The 19719-nt window shown below is 63.2% G+C and carries 14 protein-coding genes; 9 read left to right on the forward strand and 5 right to left on the reverse strand.

What is annotated here, in order from left to right:
- Window positions 1-134: 134 nt before the first annotated feature.
- The 3 genes from GE027_RS16750 to GE027_RS16760 all read right to left on the reverse strand — a co-directional run bounded on the left by GE027_RS16750 (window position 135) and on the right by GE027_RS16760 (window position 2970).
- On the reverse strand, window positions 135-1073 hold the full coding sequence (locus GE027_RS16750) for a cell division protein FtsQ/DivIB (RefSeq protein WP_153558364.1): 939 nt from the start codon (window positions 1071-1073) through the stop codon (window positions 135-137).
- 311 nt (window positions 1074-1384) lie between these two features.
- On the reverse strand, window positions 1385-2263 hold the full coding sequence (murB, locus tag GE027_RS16755; protein ID WP_153558365.1) for a UDP-N-acetylmuramate dehydrogenase: 879 nt from the start codon (window positions 2261-2263) through the stop codon (window positions 1385-1387).
- A 308-nt stretch (window positions 2264-2571) separates the two neighbouring features.
- Complete coding sequence (locus GE027_RS16760; protein ID WP_237607602.1) at window positions 2572-2970, reverse strand: thioredoxin family protein; 399 nt, start codon at window positions 2968-2970, stop codon at window positions 2572-2574.
- A 477-nt stretch (window positions 2971-3447) separates the two neighbouring features.
- Between GE027_RS16760 and GE027_RS16765 the strand changes: the two genes are divergently transcribed.
- Window positions 3448-4470, forward strand: coding sequence for a Gfo/Idh/MocA family protein (locus tag GE027_RS16765; RefSeq protein ID WP_153558367.1), 1023 nt, complete (start codon window positions 3448-3450; stop codon window positions 4468-4470).
- Window positions 4471-4620: 150 nt separating this feature from the next.
- On the opposite strand, the gene GE027_RS16770 is transcribed toward GE027_RS16765, so the two are convergent.
- On the reverse strand, window positions 4621-5061 hold the full coding sequence (locus GE027_RS16770; protein WP_237607603.1) for a hypothetical protein: 441 nt from the start codon (window positions 5059-5061) through the stop codon (window positions 4621-4623).
- A 203-nt stretch (window positions 5062-5264) separates the two neighbouring features.
- On the opposite strand from GE027_RS16770, the gene GE027_RS16775 reads away from it, so the two are divergent.
- The 5 genes from GE027_RS16775 to moaA all read left to right on the forward strand — a co-directional run bounded on the left by GE027_RS16775 (window position 5265) and on the right by moaA (window position 11256).
- Window positions 5265-6251: a diacylglycerol/lipid kinase family protein gene (locus GE027_RS16775; protein ID WP_153558368.1), complete on the forward strand. Its 987-nt coding sequence runs from the start codon at window positions 5265-5267 to the stop codon at window positions 6249-6251.
- Between the two features lie 72 nt (window positions 6252-6323).
- Window positions 6324-7214 carry a 3-deoxy-8-phosphooctulonate synthase gene (kdsA, locus tag GE027_RS16780; protein ID WP_153558369.1) on the forward strand — a complete coding sequence of 297 codons (891 nt, stop codon included), beginning with the start codon at window positions 6324-6326 and terminating at the stop codon, window positions 7212-7214.
- Window positions 7211-8956 (forward strand): hypothetical protein, encoded by a 1746-nt coding sequence (locus GE027_RS16785; protein WP_153558370.1) that lies wholly within the window; start codon window positions 7211-7213, stop codon window positions 8954-8956. The genes kdsA and GE027_RS16785 overlap by 4 nt, the downstream gene beginning before the upstream one ends.
- A gap of 2 nt (window positions 8957-8958) precedes the next feature.
- The gene (locus tag GE027_RS16790; protein ID WP_153558371.1) at window positions 8959-10173 is read left to right on the forward strand and encodes a nickel pincer cofactor-dependent isomerase, group 22; all 1215 of its coding nucleotides are present in this window, start codon (window positions 8959-8961) and stop codon (window positions 10171-10173) included.
- Window positions 10174-10203: 30 nt separating this feature from the next.
- Window positions 10204-11256 (forward strand): GTP 3',8-cyclase MoaA, encoded by a 1053-nt coding sequence (moaA, locus tag GE027_RS16795; protein WP_153558372.1) that lies wholly within the window; start codon window positions 10204-10206, stop codon window positions 11254-11256.
- An 851-nt stretch (window positions 11257-12107) separates the two neighbouring features.
- On the opposite strand, the gene GE027_RS16800 is transcribed toward moaA, so the two are convergent.
- Window positions 12108-13331: a 3-keto-disaccharide hydrolase gene (locus GE027_RS16800; RefSeq protein ID WP_153558373.1), complete on the reverse strand. Its 1224-nt coding sequence runs from the start codon at window positions 13329-13331 to the stop codon at window positions 12108-12110.
- A gap of 75 nt (window positions 13332-13406) precedes the next feature.
- Between GE027_RS16800 and GE027_RS16805 the strand changes: the two genes are divergently transcribed.
- From GE027_RS16805 to GE027_RS16815, 3 genes are all read left to right on the forward strand, one after another.
- Window positions 13407-14093 (forward strand): hypothetical protein, encoded by a 687-nt coding sequence (locus GE027_RS16805; protein ID WP_153558374.1) that lies wholly within the window; start codon window positions 13407-13409, stop codon window positions 14091-14093.
- A 719-nt stretch (window positions 14094-14812) separates the two neighbouring features.
- Window positions 14813-17791 carry a tetratricopeptide repeat protein gene (locus tag GE027_RS16810; protein WP_153558375.1) on the forward strand — a complete coding sequence of 993 codons (2979 nt, stop codon included), beginning with the start codon at window positions 14813-14815 and terminating at the stop codon, window positions 17789-17791.
- Window positions 17781-19706 (forward strand): CRTAC1 family protein, encoded by a 1926-nt coding sequence (locus GE027_RS16815; RefSeq protein ID WP_153558376.1) that lies wholly within the window; start codon window positions 17781-17783, stop codon window positions 19704-19706. The genes GE027_RS16810 and GE027_RS16815 overlap by 11 nt, the downstream gene beginning before the upstream one ends.
- Window positions 19707-19719 lie beyond the last annotated feature (13 nt).

The raw sequence follows: 19719 nt of genomic DNA on the forward strand, positions 1-19719 counted from the left end.
CGGACTCGATAAGTAGAGCGGAAGGCCGGCGAGCCACTTGCTCGCCGGAGAGCCTGCAGTTTACCAACGAAAACACAACGTTGATAGGTTTGAAACGCGCAGGATCGCTTTGAAAGACGCAGCCGACCCGCGAATCACTCGCCGCCGGCCTCGGCCGCACGGTGCACCACCGGTACGGCGGCGACGCGGAGGTCGGTGCCGCCGGGGGGCGACTGCAGCAGGGCTTGCAGTTTGTACTTGGCCGCCGGTTCCCCCTGCAGTTCCTCGCCCGGAGCGCTGCCCCAGACCATTCTCCGGCCGCTCTGCATGACGATGTCGAAGGCCAGGAAGCGTTGGTTGGGGTTGTTTTCCGCATGCAATTCGATGGCTGCCAGCCCCAGTTGCCGCCGGTAGGGCGCCAGCACCGCGGCCAGGTTCGCCGCGGCGGTGACCCGCGAATCGCCGCAGGAGAAGCCGGGCGTGCCGCGCAGATCCACCTCCGGAATGTTGATTACCAGGTACGCCGCGGCGTCTTCGGCCGTGAACGCGCTGGGCGGCAGGACGATGCCCTGAGGGTCTACCGGATAATAGGCCCAGCCCTGGACGTCGGCGTGGCGGCTCCAGTGGCGAACCATGGCCACGGGCCGGCGATAGCGGACCTGGACGTCGACCGCCCCGCCGGATCGCACCCGCACGGCCAGCACCTGCTCGATCCAGGCATTGGTGGCGTAGGCCTGAGCGATGCGTGCGGAGACTTGCCGGTCCAGCAGGGACAGGTCCCCCAGGGCCGTCGATTCCAGCACTTCCCGCGTCAGGTCCACGCGCTCGGGGATGTAGTCGGGGCGGTCGGTCAAGTGGATTTCGCTGGTTTCCAGCCGGGCGAACTGCTTGCCCACGTGTTCGACGCCCCACTGCTGCCAGGCCCAGTATCCGCCGACCGCTAGCAAAGCCGGCCAAAGGAAGGCGAAGGCCATCGGAGCGGTGGCGATGCGGCGAATCACAAATCCCAGCACCCGGCGCAGCGGCCGCTCGTCACCGCCGGCCGGCGCTTTGGCTTTCGAGGTTTTGGCAGGTTTTGCAGAAGGTTTCGTCACGTTCGTCGACATCCCTGTTCGACGGTTATCAAGCGATCATCAGCCGTAACGCGCTAGCGTCCGGTTCTGCACGCTGGCGGTTTACCGTGGTGCAATGTGTCCCGGAACCGTGGGCTCGCGCCCAATGCCATCTACTTTCACCATCGCTTGCGATTGAAGCGTTAGCGGAGCGGCGCAAGCCGCCCGGTGTGTGAAGGTTCGCACCGCAAAACCGGACGGCTCGCGCCGTTCCGCTACAAAGGAAGTGGCATTGGGCTCGCGCCCGGCGGCTGATCGAACCGGGGGCCAGGGCCGGGCGGCTGAAAGCGACCCTACCAAATCTGCAGATTCAACTGCAAGTCGATCCCGGACTGCAGCGAAACCTGCTCGCGGACGCGATTGAGCAGTTCGACGACGTCGTCGCTGCTCGCGCCGCTGTGGGCCAGCAGGTAATTCGGTTTGTTCGACGCCAGGCTGACGTTGCCCAGTCGCATCCCGCTCATCCCGGCCTGTTGGATCAGGTCGTCGACGCTGAAGCCGTCGGGATCGATGAAGGGCTGGGCGATACGGGGTTCGTCGAAGGGGCGTTGGTTGTGGGCGACGATCCACAGTTTTTGCAAGCGTTTGGTCAGGGTGCTCACGTCCCGCGGTTCCAGCTGGAAGGTGACCGACAGGATCATCAGTCCCGACAGATTGCTTTTGCGGTGGGAGAACTGCAGTTGGTCGGCGGGGATCGTACGGACGGTGCCGTCGTCGTCCAGCACTTCGACGGCCGCCACGGTGGATCCGATTTCCCCGCCCGCTCCGCTGGCGTTGCCGCAGATCGCGGCCCCGACCGTGCCGGGGATGCCGGCCAGGTGTTCCAGTCCGCCCAGGCCCGCTCCCACGGCGTGGGTGATCGCGTGGCTGAGCTTGGCTCCGGCGCCGGCGGCCATCTGGTTGCCGTCGACTTCGACCTGAGCCAGGGCCGCGGCGGCCAGCGAGATCACCAGGCCGTCGAAGCCGGATTCGCGAACCAGCACGTTGGAGCCGCTGCCCAGGACGCGCACCGGCACATCCTGCTCCTTGGCGGACTGGACCAATTCGATCAATTGCTCGCGCGAGTGTGGTTCGGCGAAATAGCGTGCCGGACCTCCGATGCCCAGCCAGGTCAGCTGGGCCAGGGGTTGGTCGTGTTGGATCAGGTGCTGGAGGTGTTCAGGAAAAGCCATCGCGAATCAACGTAGCGCGGAAGAATCGGAAGCAGCCAGAGCGGCTATGCCGGCGCGGCAAAACGGAGCCTAGCCCATGCGGAAACCATAGACGATCGCTGCCGAGTCAACCAGCGGCGAGCGCAACCCGGGCCGCGCAAAAAAAACCGGCGGCGAAAAAACCCCGGCGGCGAAAAAACCCCGGCGGCGAAAAAAAAACAGCCGCGCAAAAAAACACGCCGGCCTGCGGAGGCAGGTCGGCGTGCGGGATTTCGGCGTGCGGGATTTCGGCGTGCCAAGTTTCGGCGTGCCCGGCGACGGCCTCGGGCCTAGCTGCCCTGCGAGAGCTGCTTGGCCTTGCTCAGCACCGACTGCATCGTCGTTTCGCTTTGGAAACCGGTCAGCTGGATCCGCTTCCAGCCGCCCGCGGGGGTTTGCGAAAACACGATAATTTGCGGGATCGTGCGGCCACGCTTCAGCTGGGCGGCCAGTTCGGGTTGGTCGTCTTGGTCGACGACGGCGATGCTCACGTCCTGAAGCTCTCCAGATTGCTTCATCGAGGCGATCGTTTGTGATTTAAGATTGACGCATGCCGGGCACCAGTCGGCGCCGACGACAACCATCAGTGGTTTTCCTTCCTGCTGTGCGGTTCGGTAAGCCGCCGCGTAATCCTGCTGCGGGGCGGGTTGATCGGTGACGACCGTCGAAAGTACAGCTGCAAGAAGCAACGAAACCATATGCTAACATCCCTCGGAAATCGGGTGATGTTCTGGAATGTGTCCGGACCTCTCCGGAGCAAGGGGAATCGTCCTCGGAAGAGAATACCATCCCTGCGAGAAAACATTCGCAGAACCGTCCTTGATATGACGCCGCGTTTCACTGGGAAAAGGACGCGGCCTTACGTTCGTGCCGATTAGGAGAATCCTAACGGCTGCCTTGATTGAGGGCGAAGTATAGGACTGCGATTGCGATCCGCAAGGTCGACAAAACAAGTTTTCCGAGAATAGTTTTTGCGGTTTTTTCAGCGTTTTTGCGACTCTTCGGCACGTTTTCATCACGATCACGCTAAACTGCACGCTGCTAACCAGTTAGCCTTAATGCTGGCATTGTCGATCGAGAGGTTTTCCACAATCCACCGCGGAGCGTGGCCTCCGGGGGGATGATGAATTGTCGCACCTTCTCTTACACCTGCGAGCTGTTGTTCGATGCGTTTGCGGCTTGGGCTGATCGGATTGGGCGACGACTGGCAGACCCGTTACCGGCCCGCCCTGCGATTGCTGCAAGACCGCTTCGAGGTGCGCGCGATCTACACCAACGTGCCCAAGTTGGCCGAGCACGCGGTCCATGATTTCCAAGCCCAGCGGCTCGATGGCTACCGCGCCCTGGTGCACCGCGAGGACGTCGATGCGGTGCTGATCCTCGAACCGTGTTGGCAGGGCTGGCTGCCGCTGTTGGCCGCCTGCGACGTCGGCAAAGCGGTGTACTGGGCGGCGGATCTGAACTTCGACTACCAGCAAGCCAGCTTGGTCAAATCGCGGATCGATCGCTCGGGCGTCGCCTTTATGGCCGAATTCCCGCGTCGCTTTGCGCCGGCCACGCTGCGTCTGAAGGAATTGATTGCGACCCAGCTGGGCAAGCCGAAACTGGTCTTCTGCCACCAACGCTTGCCCGCACCGGCCGCCCACAAACGCACTCCCGCCCAGCGAAACGGGGTCCGCGGCGTCGCCCAGCTGGCCGACCGCGAGCAATTGGAGCTGATCGACTGGTGCCGCTACGTCGTCGCCCGCGATCCCTCCAACGTCTACGCTCGCGAACACTGGACGCAGGATAAATGCGACTACCGCAGCATCAGCATGGCGTTTGCCGAGAGCGATTCCGCCCCGGCCGTCACGGCGCAGATCAGCTGTGGCAATTACATTCCGCCGCAGTGGCACGAAGCGATTAATTTTCGCGCTCCCTCGGCGATGCAGATCTGCTGCGAACACGGCGTCGCCTTTATCGATCTGCCGTCCACCCTGGTTTGGTTCGACGAAGCCGGGCGTCACCTGGAATCGCTGGATACCGAGATGTCGGTCGGCGAACAGCTGCTGACCCAGTTCCACCGCGCGGTCACCAGTCTGGTCCGCAAGATGGGCGACCTGGAAGACGCCTGGCGAGCTTCGCAGATCCTGCAGGCCGCCCGCCAAAGCGCCGCGAGCAAACAAAGCGTCGAACTGGAGCTGGAGTAAGGCCAGTGGCATAGGCTTCCAGCCTGTGGAGTCTGGCCGTAGCTGAACCGCGCCAGACTTTGGACCTGCTCGCCGCTTCGCTCCAATCTCTGGCGAGATCCGCTACCTCTGGCGAGATCCGCTACCCTGAAATTAAAACTGGACGAACTACTACGGCCGCGAAACCTCGGACACCGGCAATTCCAGCCAGCCGGTGATGATCACGCGCTGGATGACCGGTTCGGATAACTGCCCCAAGAGGACCTCGATCAAACGGTCGCGCAGGACCGTTTGCGTGGGATCGTCCAGCAGCTCGGGCGGGCTTTGCCGCAGCAGTTGTTCGACCTGTTCGTGGATTTCCAGCTTGTTCTGCAGCAGCCTCTCCTCGGCGTAATGCCGCCGCTGGGGGTCGACGATCACGTGCAGCCGAAACGAATAGACCTTGGAAAGGTCTTCGATGTTCTGGAACTGAAAATCGCCCACCGCTACGGTGGTGGACGGAACGTTTTTCAGCCGCGCTACCTGGCTGCGCACATAGCTGATGATGGCGGCGTGGATTACCACCATGGCCAGCACCAGTCCGACGACCCAGTAACGACGCAGAAAAATCACAGCAGACGGGCTCTTGATAACGGGTGGAGGTGTCGGCCCCGCGGACGCGAGGCCCCGGTTTGCCGCACGGTCACGAAGTAACGAATATGTGTATCAGCCGCGTGGGCGCTAGCCCCCGGTTCCTCGTGTCGGGGTACGAACCGGGGGCTAGCGCCCGGCGGCTCAGTGCATGGCACAGTGCCGCGTCCAAACATAGGTTGTAAATGGTGAACGCGTCGAAAAATCTCGGGTCGTCTTCCGCGGAGCCGTCGAGTGATGCCGAGACGGTGCTGATCTGCACCAGCCCGCGGGCGGGCAGTGGCCGGGGCCGCGAACGGATTCCTCAGCTGGTCCAGCGGCTGGCCAGCGAGGGGTACCGCGTCGTCTGTAGCGACCAGATCCCCGAAATCCTGGCAACGATTCGCCAAACCGATCCGCGGCGCCTGCGGGCGGTGATTCCCGCCGGCGGGGACGGGACGATCAATCTGGTGGCCGATCGGACCCCGCCGGGCACGCCCCTGGTGCCCTTTCCCCTGGGCACCGAGAACCTGCTGTCGCGTTATTTTGGGTTCACGCCCGATCCTCAAGCGACCGTCCGGACGGTCAGGCAGGGGGCCCTGCAGCGTTGGGACGCCGGTCGGGCCAACGGCAAGCTGTTTCTGGTGATGGCCTCCTGCGGGTTCGACGCCGAAGTCGTCCGCGCAATGCACCTGACGCGCCGCGGTCACATCGGCCGCTGGAGTTATGCCAAACCGATCGCCCGCGCGGTGCGTAGATACCGGTATCCGCATATTCGCGTCCGCCCGTGGAGCGCGCAAGCGGATCGTGAAGGTCTGGAAGATCTTCCAGCCGGCCAGCACTCCGAGGACGCCGACGGCTGGGATTGTCGCTGGGCGATGGTCTTCAATCTGCCGCTGTACGGGGGCGGGCTGCGGATCGAGCCCGACGCGGTGGGCAACGATGGCTTGTTAGATATGTGTGCCTTGCAGTACGGTTCGACCCTGTCGACGCTGCGCTACGTGGCGGGCGTGTTCGCCGGGCGGCATCATCGCTGGAAGGACGTCCGTCGCCAGCGGGCGCGGCGGTGGACCCTATCGTCGGACGTTCGCGTCTCGTATCAATTGGATGGAGACTACGGCGGACGTTTGCCGTTGGAGCTGGAATGTTTGCCCGAGCGGTTGACATTGCGCGTGCCTCCCGGAGCGGCCTGAGGGTGTCGGCATCCGTGATGCGCTAGAGAGTAGATCGTCTATTTCTGTTTGACGCCGTGCTAAACACTGGTAATGAACTTGTCTGAATCCGGTACCCCTGCTGATCCGCTCCGCCCGTCCCGCTCGGCGGGTTTGCCCGCACCGGTCACGATCGGACCCTACACGTGTGGTCCGGGCGAGCCACTGCTGTTGATCGCTGGGCCATGTGTCCTGGAGACGCTCGATCGCACGCGTCAAATCGCAGAGGTCCTGCAGCGCTTGTCCGAGCGTGACGACGTAAACGTGGTCTTCAAGGCGTCCTTTGACAAAGCCAACCGGACCAGTCTGGCGGCTCGCCGCGGTCCCGGCATCGACGAAGGCCTGCGGATGCTCGAGCAGGTTTCGGCCGAGACCGGGCTGCCCACGACCACCGACATTCACTTGCCCGAGCAGGCTGCCGCGGCCGCCGAGGTGTGCAGCCTGCTGCAGATCCCCGCGTTTCTGGCCCGGCAGACGGATCTGTTGGTCGCCGCCGCGGCGACCGGTCGACCGGTGAACGTCAAAAAGGGCCAGTTCATGTCGCCCGAAGACATGCAGTACGTCGTGCAGAAGGTTGCTGGCAGCGGTTCGGGCGGAGTGTTGCTGTGCGAACGAGGCACCTTTTTCGGTTACGGCCGCCTGGTCAACGACATGCAAGCCCTGCCCCAGATGCGGGCCTTGGGGGTGCCGGTGGTCTTCGACGCCACGCACAGTGTCCAGCGTCCCGGCGGCCTGGGCGGAGCGACCGGCGGCAACCGCGAGATGGTCGAACCGCTGGCCCGAGCGGCCGTGGCGATCGGCGTCGACGGCTTGTTCTTCGAAACCCATCCCGATCCGGCCACTTCGCCCAGCGATGGCCCCAACATGATTCCGCTGGAGCAGTTCCCGGCGCTTGTCGATCGACTGCTCCGGCTTCGCAGCGTTGTCGAGGAGCTTGCACGATGATTGGCAATCGGTGGTCTCGCCTGAGCGTGGTGGCAGTGTTGTTGGGAGCCGTCGTGGGCTGCGACAGCGACCGCGACAAGTTCCGCGAAATCCAGGTGCGCCAGCAGCGACGCATCGAAGCGGCCACCAGTGTGAATCATCTGGAGGAAGCGTTCGACCTGTTTTCTCGGCTGGGCGAATCCGATCTGGAAGCCGCCTCGCGGCAGATCAACTACCACCTGAACGCGTGGAGCGAATCGCAGGAGCCCGAGTCTGCGGCCGCCTCCGACACGGCGGATGCATCGCGATCGCTGGAGCGGCTGCTGAAGACGTGGCGAGGGCGAATCGACGCCGAACAACTGCAGCGCCAGCTGAGCTCGCGCGAGTTTCAAGCCGGCGACGTGGAGCATTTCCGTCTGCAGTACCTGCTGCATAAAATCAGCAACTGGAGCCTGGATCGGCGGCAGATCGATCCCTGGCTGGAGCGGCGCGTCGAGGCCGAGTCGTTGGCCGAGCAGTCCGCGTATCGGTTGCGCGTGGCCAGCCGGTTGTTCGACTGGGTGATCCGCAACGTGCAACTGGAACCGATGCAGTTGCCGTCGCCACCCTTTTCGCCCCCGGCCATGCCCACGGGACTAGAGTTCGACGGGGCGGGTTATCGACAGACCAACTGGGAAACCCTCTGGCGCGGTTCGGGCGACGCCCTGCAGCGAGCCGGCTTGTTCCTCCAGCTGTGCCGGCACGCGGGGCTGGATGCTTGCTTGCTGGGGTTGCCGGCCGAAGATCAGCCGCAGCCGGTGCCGTGGATGTGCGGCGTGTTGATCGATGGGCGGCTGTACCTGTTCGATACCGCCCTGGGGCTGCCCGTCCCCGGTCCCGACGAAGAGGGCATTGCGACGCTGGCCGAAGCTCGCGGCGAACCCAGTGTGCTGCGCCGCTTGCGGGTTGCCGGCGTGTTTGAGTATCCCTACACGCACGAGGACATCCAGCAGTGCATCGCCCTGTTGTACGCCACGCCGGAACTGCTCAGCGACCGCATGCGGCGGTTGACCGAGCACTTGCTGGGCGACCAGAGGATGAACCTGCACTTGGATGCGGCGGCGGTGGCTCGGCGCTTGGACGACGTGCCGGGGGTCGCCGGGGTGCGGCTGTGGCACGTGCCGCTGGAGGCCGAGGCCTATCAGCAGACGATCGAGGATGCCCTGCGTGACAACATCGACCTGAACCGTTGGTACTTCGGACGCTGGGGCTTGATTGCGCCGCAGAGCCCGTTGGGGAAAGCTCGCTGGCGGCACTTGGAAGGGCAATTCGATAATGATCCTCAGCGAGCGATCGACGGAGCGCGCGTGTTGTACATGCAGCAGCGGCGGCCCGAATTCGAGCTGGCGGACTTGGCGCTGGACGTCCAGTTGCAGGCGGAGTACGACCTCCAGCGGTTGCCTCGCGAGAGCGAGATGCAGTACCAGCAGCGGATCGCCGGCATGCAGCAGGTGCTGCGGGCGGCCAAACGCACGGCCACCTTCTGGTTGGCTCTGATGCACGTCGAGGAGGCCAACTGGAGCAGCGCCGAGAAATGGCTCGAGGACCGCGTGCTGGACAATCCCGAAGCGGTTCAGTGGCATTCGCTGGCGCGTTATAATCTAGCTCGTACCGAGGAGCGGCTGGAAAACTGGCAGCGTGCCGAACAGCTGTATAAAACCGACGGAGATCCTCAGGAACAAGGCAACCGCATTCGCGCCCGCTTGCTTCCGGAAGGAAACTAGAAGTGCAGCTTTACGAAGTCCGCCAGCGGCTGGTCTCACGACCGCTCCGCGACGTAGCCGCCGCGGTCGAGCAGCAACTCGATCGGTTGGACTTGGACGTGCCCGACGGCGACGTGGCCATTACCGTCGGCAGCCGCGGCATTCATCAGATTCCCGCCATCATCCATGCCGCCGGCCGCTGGCTCAAGCGACGCGGGGCCCGGCCCTTTATCGTTCCCGCGATGGGGTCCCACAACGGCGCCACGGCCGCAGGCCAACGCCAGATGATCGAGTCGTTGGGCGTGACCGAAGCGGCGATGGAAATGCCGATCCGGTCCAGCATGGACGTCGTGCGACTGGGCGACGTGTCCTCGGGCGCCGTCTACATGGACCGCTACTGCTACGAAGCGGCCGGGGTGTTGGTGGCAAATCGCATCAAGCTGCACACGTGTTTCGCCGGGCCCGTGCAAAGCGGTTTGACCAAGATGATGGTCGTGGGGATGGGCAAAATCCGCTCGGCCGAAACCTTTCACTCCGCGCCCACGCCGAGAATGAAGGACATGCTGTTGGAGATGGGCCAGCGGGTGGTCGACAGCGGCAAGATTCTGGCCGGGCTGGCGATCCTCGAGGACGGCAACGACCAGACGGCCGAGCTGCACGGCGTGCGGCCCGAAGACATCCTCAGCCGCGAACCGGAATTGCTCGAGCGACACCGCGAACTCTTTCCGACCCTGCCCATAGACCAGCTGGAAGTGTTGATCGTCGACAGCGTCGGCAAGACCTACAGCGGCACCGGAATGGATACCAACGTGATCGGCCGCCGCGGCGTGGTGGGTTTGGAGGATATCCAGCGTCCGAAGATTCGCATCATCGCCGCCCTCGAACTGGCCGCTGCCTCCCAGGGAAACGCCATCGGCGTGGGCTTGGCCGACTTCATCACCCGGCGGCTGCGCGAGGGGATCGACGAACACAAGACGTTGATCAATGTCCTGACCACCGGCGAAATGTCTCGCGGCAAAATTCCGCCAACCCTGGCCGATGATGAAGCGGTGATCGAAACGATCCGCCAGCGTTTCGGCCAGCGACGGTGGATGTTCATTCCCAACACGCTGTGCTTGGACCGGCTGTACGTCAGCGAAGACCTGCGCGGCGAACTGCAAGAGCACCCGCGATGTGAAGTCGCCGACGAGCCCACCGAATGCCGCTTCGACGGCGGCCGTCTACAACTGTTTCAGTAACCACTCGCCCGCCCCGGATAATGACCTGGTATGGAATCCGCCGACTCTTCCGCCGACTCTTCCGCCGACTCTAGCGTTGGGACGCCGAAGGACGCTGGACGGCTGCAGGACGGTTTCGGACGGAGGCATCACAGCCTGCGGATCAGCGTCACCGATCGCTGCAACATCCGCTGTTTCTACTGCATGCCCGCCGATCAGGTGACGTTCTTGCCGAAAGCGGACATCCTCAGCTTCGAGGAGATCCACCGTGTGGTTTCGGTCCTGGCGACCGCGGGGATCCGGCGGCTGCGCTTGACCGGTGGCGAGCCCCTGGTCCGGCATGATCTAGCGGGTCTGATCCAGATGCTCTCGGGCATCGACGGGATCGAAGACATCGCGCTGACGACCAACGGCATGCTGCTCGGCCCACAAGCCGTGGCCCTTCGCACCGCCGGCCTGCAACGCGTGAACATCAGCCTCGATACGCTTCGCGAAGCCACGTTCCAGCGGATCAGTCGCCGGCCGGGGCTGGACCGCGTGATCGCGGGCATCGAAGCGGCTCAAGCGGCCGGTTTTGACGAGGTGCGTCTGAACGCCTTGGCGATCCGCGGGCTGGTCGATGACGAAGCGGAGGGGCTGGTGCGGTTCGCCTCGCAGCGCGGGCTGGTGATGCGCTTCATCGAATTCATGCCCCTGGATTCGGACCGCAACTGGGACGCCGGCGACGTGCTCTGCGGCGACCAGTTGCTCGAGCGGCTCGAGCGACACTTCGGACCCGCGACACCGCTGCCGCGGCCCGATCCCGCCCAGCCGGCCCGCGACTACCGCTTTGCCGGAGGCCAACGAGTCGGCTTGATTCGGCCGGTGACCGCGCCGTTTTGCGGCGCCTGCGACCGGTTGCGATTAACCGCCGAAGGAGCGCTGCGGAATTGTTTGTTTTCCCAGCAGGAGTGGTCCCTACGGGACCTGCTCCGCAGTTCAGCCAGCGACGCCGAAATCTTGCAAACGGCCCAGGCCTGCGTGGCTGCCAAACAGGCCGGCCACCTGATCAATCGCCCCGAATTCGAGCAACCCACACGCGCGATGTACCAGATCGGTGGGTAGTTGTTGGTTGTTGGTTGTTGGTTGTTGGTTGTTGGTTGGTCACCGTAGCCGAACTCGCCAGAGTTTGGAGTGGCGGGTAGCGAGTAGCGGTTTAGATCGTACTCGTGCTCGTGCTCGATTTGAGATCAGCTGACCCCGGCGGAATCTATGTACGGACAAATACGTTTTCTCCCCTCTCCCCCAAAGCCTGGCGAGCCTAAGCGAGTCAGGATTTGGGGGAGAGGGGGCGGGGGTGAGGGGGAATTGCAGCGTAGGTTCGTCAGCGCCTCGCCTCGATGCGGTACGCGGCGGGCGAATTCGATGCAATGAGTCAGCCATTTGCACCCGAGCCCCCTCACCCCCGGCCCCTCTCCCCCACCGCTTCACTCGCTGACGCTCGCGGCGCCGCGGGGGAGAGGGGAGAAAACTTCCTTACCTATACATAGGATCCGCCGGAGTCAGCTGATCTCAAATCTCAGATCTCAAATTTCCTGACTCTAACGGAATCTATGTATGGCGTGCGAAGCTCGGTCGCAGCAGCCACGGAGTGGCGACATGTGGTAGCCCCAGGCGCGAGCCTGGGGTGCCGGCGCCCCACACCCGCGCGCCAGTCCCGGAGGGACGGCATGAGATCCGATGCGATCCTTCATGTCGCCCTTTCAGGGCTTTTGTTCGTGGTGTTTACGTTTCCCCGGGCTCGCGCCCGGGGCTACCACATGCCATCGCTCTGCGATTCGGGAACGTCCGTTCCCGTACATAGAATCCGTTAGAGTCAGCAAATTTCAAATCTCACATTTCAAATCGCTTCCTCCAAGCTCTGGCGAGTGCGGCTACCTGGATTTCGCCTACGCGGCGTTCGCCCGGGCGACGGGCTACTCGAGCGGTCGTAGCCAGATGTTGCGAAAGCGGACGGCCGCGCCGCCGTCTTGTAGCACCAGCGGCGCAGCGGGTGGACCGGCGGTGTACTCCGGTGCTTTCATCGGTTCGGCTGCGCCGAGCACTTCGCGGTGATGCTGGACCAGTACGCCATTGTGGAACAGCGTCACATAGGCGGGCCGCTGGAGCTTGCCCTCGAGGTCGAACTGAGGGGCTTCGAAGATGATGTCGAACACCTGCCACTGACCCGGCCGGCGGGCGGCATTGACCATCGGCGGGTACTGACCGAAGACCGCGGCGGCTTGCCCGTCGGCAAAGGTCCGGTTGTTGTACGAGTCCAGGATCTGAACCTCGTACTGGCCCATCAACAGGATGCCGCTGTCGCCGCGATCCTGGCTATCACCTGCAACCTGCTCGGGCGCCGCCCACTCGACGTGCAGCTGGCAACTGCCGTAGCTGTCGAGCGTGCGCAGCGAACCGCTGCCGGGCAGGACTTCCAGCGTCCCCTCCCGCCATTTCCACTGCGGCACGCGCAGGTCCGCCGGTCCGCCGGGGCCTTCGTGAGCCCACGATGAGACGCCGGTTTCGCCGCCCAGCAACACCACGGCGTCGCTGGGCGCCGTGCCCGGAGTGTCGTAGGTGCCGAGCTGGCCCGGCGTGATCGCTCGCGGTCGCGGCCGCAGGATGTCGTGGACTCGCCACGGTTGCCCCGGCAACTTCGGCGTGTTGGCATACCCCACCACCGGCAACAACTGCGGTCCCTCCGGTTTGGGTTCCGGTTTGGGCTCGGGTTTGGGCTCGGGTTTGGGCTCGGGTTTGGGCTCGGGTTTGGGCTCGGGTTTGGGCTCGGGTTTGGGTTCCGGTTTGGGTTCCGGTTTGGGTTCCGGTTTGGGTTCCGGTTTGGGTTCCGGTTTGGGTTCCGGTTTGGGTTCCGGTTTGGGTTCCGGTTTGGGTTCCGGTTTGGGTTCGGGCTCTTGCTTCGGTTTCGTCTCTTCAGAAGAGCCGTCGTCGTCTGGGGTGCCTTTGTCTTGGCCCTCGTCGCTGCTCGATTCGGCAGGTTTTTCCTTCTCGGCCGCTTGCTCCGCAGCCTCCTCGGCTGAACCTTGCTCTTCGGCCGGAGCTTGCTCTTCGGCCGGAGCTTGTGCGAGCGCCGTCGTCGGGATCGCGATGAAAGTCAACAAACTGACAAACAAGAACAGTCGAGCGATGTTAGGATGCATGAAGGTTCCGGGGGGCGTTTTTGAGCGGATATTCACCGAAAACATGATTGTAATTGTAGTTGCGGACGGATCATTTTGGACAACGGATGGAAATTCCTTCGGGGACTGATCGGCTGTGCGACCTGGTGCGCGTTGGCCGCGGCGGGCATGACTCAGGAGCCGCGCGGCCAGCGGAGTGCGAGGTCGGAGGAGCGAGACGCGATCGTGGCGGCGGCGCCGCCGGAGCTGGCCGGTTTGATCGAGGTGGGAGCGGTTCAGTTTGTGTTCTACGATTCCCACGATCCGCCGCCGGAGCGCCAGCGGTATCCGGCCGAGACGCGCTTCGATGTCCGTTACCGATACCGCAGCACGAATCGCTGGCACGTGTATCAAGCCGCGGGGCGGCGCCGCGTCGCGATCCGGCCCGCTTTTGAAAAGATCACTTGGCAACCCTCGCACACGATACATCTACCCCAGCGGCTGGTGGGACCGGAGTTCTACGCAGAACCCCTGGTGCGGCACGAGTTCGACCATGTGCGGATCAGCGTCCAGCCGGATTTCGAACGGCGGTTTCGCGAAGGGATTGCGGAGCTGGAAGTGATCGATCGGACGGTGCCGCCGGGTCAGACCGTCGATGCCGCCTGGGTCGAGCAACAGGTCCGTTGCCACGTCGAGGATCTCTTTTGGCAGACACTGCAGTTGATCGAAATCCGCTATCGCGAGCTGGACCGCGTCACCGATCACGGGGTCCAGCCTCTGCCGGCCGGGTTCTTTGCCCGGTGAGCCGCGATTTGACTTCTCGTGGGGGTTCTAATACCGTAGTACTACCTCTTCTCCTGGCCGTTGCCGATTATGATGCGAGCTTTTCTCCTTCTGCTGCTATTGCTTGCCGCTGACGCAGTCCTGTGTCAGTCGGCTGGAGCTAGTTGCGGAGATTGGCTGGCGCATCCGGCTCCTGCGGCCGAGCAATCCTCGGAAACCTTCGAGAACCAGCGGCCCGCGGCGGCTTCGGACGCTACGGCTCGGCCGAGTGCATCGCCAAACGCGGCGCGTCCGGTTCCCTGCGGTTGTAGCGGTCCGGAGTGCGGCCAGTCGCCGCTGACGAGTCCATCGGCGCCAACCGCCCCGCCCCAGCACCGCATGCCCGAGCTGGCCTGTGGATCGCTCGCCGCGGTCCCCTCGCCGCCGCACTGCCAGCGGCTTCTTCACCACGCCTGCCGGTTGCTGGCCAGCCCGTGCGGGGCGCGCATCGACCGTCCGCCGCGCATCTGAGCCGGTTTTCTGTGTTGGTGTACTCGGTCGCCGTGGCGGTCGTTTCGTAAGCCGGCATCGAGCAGGGACAGGAAAGCAGCCCGGCTGCGCGCCCTCGTACGGTCACCAGATTGACCGCGGCGGGCGCCGCGAGCGAGCCCTGTGCCGCATGTGCCCCGATTGCCTCAGGTGCCTTTCGAAGCGACGCCCGCGGACCGAAATTCGGTCGCTGTCCTGCTGGAAAATGAATCATGGCTTCGGTATCCGCGGGGGCTGCTTCGGCAGCGGTTCCCCAGAAAAAGAAAAAGAAGAAGTACGTCCGCGCGGTCGGACCCAAACTGCGCCGCTTGTTGTATGCGATCTTTGTGTTGGTCGCTCTGTTGTTTGCCAACTCGGGCTACCTGGCCAGCATCACCTTTCTGGAATGGCTGCACAGCGAGACCTACCAGGACTACTACTACCAGTACATGTTCCTGGCGCACCTGGTGATGGGCCTGCTGTTGATTCTGCCGGTGGTGGTGTTTGGCCTTGTCCATATGTGGAACACCAAGGATCGTCGCAACCGCCGAGCGGTCCGGATGGGTTATCTGTTGTTTGCCGTCGCCCTGGTGCTGTTGGGGACCGGCGTGTTGTTGGTGCGGATCGGGGGCTTTGACCTGAAGCATCCGCTGGCGCGCAGCACCGTGTACTGGTTGCACGTGGCCTGTCCGCTGGCGGTTGTCTGGCTGTACTGGCTGCACCGCTTGGCGGGGCCGCGGATCAAGTGGCGAATCGGCGGCAGCTTTGCCGCCGTCACCGCGATGGCGATCGCCGCGATGGTGGCGCTGCAGATGCAGGATCCGCGACAGTGGAATGCCATCGGTCCCGACTCGGGCGTCAAGTACTTCGAACCGTCGCTGGCCCGGACGGCATCGGGAAATTTTATTCCCGCCGAGACGATGATGAACGACCAGTACTGCTTGAAGTGTCATGCCGACATCCATGCCGACTGGAGCGACAGCGTGCACCGGTTCAGTTCTTTCAACAACGAACCCTACCTGGCCAGCGTCAGCGAGACGCGGGCCGTGTCAATGGAGCGGGATGGGTCGGTGCAGGCATCCCGCTGGTGTGCCGGGTGCCACGATCCGGTGCCTTTCTTCTCCGGCGCTTTCGATGATCCCGAGTTCGACATGTTGAAACACGAAACCGCGGCGGCGGGAATTACCTGTACGGTGTGCCACGCGATTACCAACGTCAACAGCGTGCGAGGCAACGCCGATTACACGATCGAAGAACCGCTGCACTATCCCTTTGCTTCCAGCGACAACGCCGTGCTGCAGTGGGTCAACAATCAATTGGTCAAAGCCAAACCGTCGTTCCACAAACGCACGTTTCTAAAACCGTTTCATAAAACGGCTGAGTTCTGTTCGACCTGTCACAAGGTCCATCTGCCGGCGGCCTTGAACCACTACAAGGAGTTTCTTCGCGGCCAGAACCATTACGATTCGTATCTGCTGAGTGGCGTCTCGGGCCATTCGGCGCGCAGTTTCTACTATCCGCCCGAAGCCGTCGACAACTGCAGCCAGTGCCACATGCCGCTGGTGCCCTCGAACGATTTCGGAGCCCAGATGTTCGCCGGCGCCGACACCCTGAGTGTCCACGATCACACGTTCCCTTCAGCCAATACGGGCATTGCGTGGTTGAAGGATCGCGAGGACCTGGTGGCGGTGCATCAGGAGTATTTGCAGGACATCGTTCGCGTGGATCTGTTTGGCGTTCGCGAAGGCGGCGAGATCGACAGCCCCTTGATCGCTCCGCTGCGTCCCGAAGTACCCACATTGAAACCCGGCCAGCGGTATCTGCTGGAGACGGTGATTCGAACGCTGAAGCTGGGGCATTTGTTCACGCAGGGCACGGCCGATTCCAACGAGGTTTGGTTGGATGTGACCGTCACCAGTGGCGACCGCGTGATCGGACGCAGCGGTGCGATCGATCCGGCTCAGGCCAACGAGGTCGATCCATGGGCGCATTTTGTCAATGTGTTCATGCTGGATCGCGACGGCAACCGCATCGCTCGCCGCAACCCCGAGGACATCTTTACGCCGCTGTACAACCACCAGATTCCGCCTGGTGCGGCGTCGACGGTGCACTACGAATTGCAGATGCCCGAGCGGTTGACGGCGCCGGTCACCGTGGAAGTAAAACTGCAGTACCGCAAATTCGACCAGCAGTACATGGACTTTGTCGCCCGTCGCAACGCCGAGCTGGGAAACCTTATCCGCGGCCACGTCCCGGGGCAGACTTACGTGAACCAGTTGCCGGTAACCACGATGGCCGTCGATCGCGTGACGTTCCCGGTCGAGGGCGTGGAGGCAGAGGTCAACAACGCGACACGAGAGATCCCCACCTGGCAGCGCTGGAACGATTACGGCATCGGACTGTTGCTGAAGGGAAAGGCCGAACTGCGACAGGCCGAAGCGGCGTTCCGCGAAGTGGAGAAACTGGATCGCTACGATGGTTCGCTGAACCTGGCTCGTGTGCTGAACACCGAGGGACGGTTGGACGAAGCGGTCGAGGCCCTGCAGCGGGCCGACCAGTATCGCGATCAACCCGGCTATCCACGCTGGACCTGGGCGTGGCTTTCGGGCGTGATCAATTCCCAGCAAGGACGCCTGGAGGAAGCGGAGCAGAACTTGCGCAGCGTGCTGGAAGACCGGACGGAGGAGATGCAGCGGCGCGGGTTCGATTTCAGTCTGGACATCGAAGTCATCAACCTGCTGGGCCGCACCCAGTTCGACCTGGGCAACATCCGTGACCGCCAGGGCCGCAGCGAAGAAAGCCGGCAGTATTACCGCGAGGCGGTCCAGCGCTTCGAGCGGACGCTGCAGATCGATCCCGAGAACGTCACGGCGCACTTTAATTTGCACCGCTTGTTCGAGGCTCTGGGAGACAAGGATCGGGCGGCCGAGCATCAAGCCTTGCATCTGCGTTACAAACCCGATGACAACGCCAAAGGTCGCGCCATCCGTTTGGCTCGAGAAAAGTATCCGGCCGCCAACCACGCGGCCGAAGCGGTCGTTAAGTATTCTCTGCAGCGAAACCTGCCCTCCCAGGCGAACGCCACGGCGACAACAGCGGAAGCCGGCGAGGCCAACGCTGAAGACAGCGAAGACAGCGAAGACGCTGAAGACGCTGAAGACAGTGAGAACACTCCCGAGCCCGATGAGGAGAATTTCCGCAATGGCAACTAAGACAAAAGCAAAAGCAAAAGCAAAAGCGGGCCGGAAGGCGTCGGACGAGTTCCACGATGACGAGGCGGAACAGAGGGACGATGCCGTCATCGGCCGCGCGCTCAAAGCGTCCCTGGCGGGCATCGTCGTGATCGCCGGTCTGATCCTGGCGGTCGTCTACGTGCTGAACCGTCCCGAGCCGCCACCGCCGATCAAGGAAACGGCGCTCGCCCCGGTGGCCGTGCGCGCGGTCTCGCCCGTCCAGCCGCCGCGAGTGCCGTTTGAGGACATCACGGCCGCCGCCGGAATCGATTGGCGGCACAATAACGGGGCTCGCGGTGACAAGTTGCTGCCCGAGACAATGGGCGGCGGATGCGCTTTCTTCGATTTCGATTCCGATGGCGACCCGGACATCCTGTTGGTCAACAGTACCGATTGGCCCTGGGACACGCCCAGCGATCGCTCTCAAACCGCCGCCCTGTACCGCAACGATAACGGTACGTTCGTCGACGTGACGGCGGGCTCCGGATTGGATACGCCCTTGTATGGCATGGGTGCGGCGGTGGGCGACTTTGACAACGATGGTCACGTGGATGTTTTTCTAACCGCCGTGGGTACCAATCGTTTGTTTCGCAATCTGGGTGATGGTCGTTTTGAAGACGTTACGGACACGGCCGGTGTTGGTGGCGACGAGAATCGCTGGAGCACCAGCGCGGGGTGGTTCGATTACGACAACGACGGCGACCTGGACCTGTTCGTGTGCAACTATGTGCAGTGGAGCCGCGAGTACGACCAGTCGCAGGGGTTCCAGTTGGTCGGTGGCGGGCGAGCCTACGGACGGCCGCAGAACTTTGAAGGCACGTTTCCCTATCTGTACCGCAACGACGGCGGGGGCCGGTTTACCGACGTTTCGGCCGAGGCGGGTATCCAGATCCGGAATCCCGCGACCGACGTACCGCTGGCCAAATCGCTGGGGGTGGTCTTCTGCGACTTCGATAACAACGGAGCATTGGATGTGGTCGTCGCCAATGATACGGTGCAGAACCTGTTGCTGCAGAACGATGGTCAGGGCTCGTTCACCGAAGTGGGGACGTTGGCGGGGATTGCTTTCGACGCCACCGGTAACGCGCGCGGGGCGATGGGCATCGACGTGGGAGCCATTCGCGATCGCAAAAACTTGGCGGTCGCCATCGGAAACTTTTCCAACGAAATGACCGCCCTGTATGTGACTCGCGACGGCGAGATGAATTTTTATGATGAAGCGGTCGCCACGGGGCTCGGCCCCAGCACGCGGTTGTTGTTGACCTTCGGCGTGGCGTACCTGGATTACGACCTGGACGGACGCTTGGACCTGGTGTGCGCCAACGGTCACTTGGAGGAAGACATCCACCGCGTCCAGCCCAGCCAGCACTATGAACAACCGCCACAGTTGTTCTGGAATGCCGGTCCCGAGCAGGGCACGGAATTCCTGCCCGTCGGCGAAGCCCTGGTGGGCGAGGACCTGTTGCAGCCCATGGTCGGTCGCGGGGCCACCTATGCCGATATCGACGGCGATGGCGATCTGGATCTGTTATTGACCGCGTCGGGCCAGCAGCCACGACTGCTCCGCAACGATCAACAACTGGACCACCACTGGTTGCGCATCCGCTTGGTCGGCGACGGCCAACGTACCAATCGCGATGCCATCGGGTGCTGGGTGGAGGTGACCAGCGGTGATACCATACAACGCAAACAGGTCATGCCGACGCGGAGTTATCTGTCGCAGGTGGAGTTGCCGTTGACCTTTGGGCTGGATGCGAACGAAACCCCGCCCGAAGTCGTCGTCATCTGGAGCGACGGAGCGCGGCAGGAACTGGGCACGCTGGAAGTGAATCGAGAGCATGTGATCCGTCAGGATTCGCGCCAAGAGGACACAGCGGTTACGCAAGAATCTTAGTGACCACGACAGG

The organism is Roseimaritima sediminicola, assembly GCF_009618275.1.
Classification (GTDB): domain Bacteria; phylum Planctomycetota; class Planctomycetia; order Pirellulales; family Pirellulaceae; genus Roseimaritima; species Roseimaritima sediminicola.

What these genes read in the sequence shown, in the direction of transcription:
- murB (WP_153558365.1), bottom strand. Translation starts at nt 2,263, where the DNA reads ATGGCTTTTCCTGAACACCTCCAGCACCTGATCCAACACGACCAACCC.
- GE027_RS16765 (WP_153558367.1), top strand. Translation starts at nt 3,448, where the DNA reads ATGCGTTTGCGGCTTGGGCTGATCGGATTGGGCGACGACTGGCAGACC.
- GE027_RS16775 (WP_153558368.1), top strand. Translation starts at nt 5,265, where the DNA reads ATGGTGAACGCGTCGAAAAATCTCGGGTCGTCTTCCGCGGAGCCGTCG.
- kdsA (WP_153558369.1), top strand. Translation starts at nt 6,324, where the DNA reads ATGAACTTGTCTGAATCCGGTACCCCTGCTGATCCGCTCCGCCCGTCC.
- GE027_RS16785 (WP_153558370.1), top strand. Translation starts at nt 7,211, where the DNA reads ATGATTGGCAATCGGTGGTCTCGCCTGAGCGTGGTGGCAGTGTTGTTG.
- moaA (WP_153558372.1), top strand. Translation starts at nt 10,204, where the DNA reads ATGGAATCCGCCGACTCTTCCGCCGACTCTTCCGCCGACTCTAGCGTT.
- GE027_RS16800 (WP_153558373.1), bottom strand. Translation starts at nt 13,331, where the DNA reads ATGCATCCTAACATCGCTCGACTGTTCTTGTTTGTCAGTTTGTTGACT.
- GE027_RS16810 (WP_153558375.1), top strand. Translation starts at nt 14,813, where the DNA reads ATGGCTTCGGTATCCGCGGGGGCTGCTTCGGCAGCGGTTCCCCAGAAA.
- GE027_RS16815 (WP_153558376.1), top strand. Translation starts at nt 17,781, where the DNA reads ATGGCAACTAAGACAAAAGCAAAAGCAAAAGCAAAAGCGGGCCGGAAG.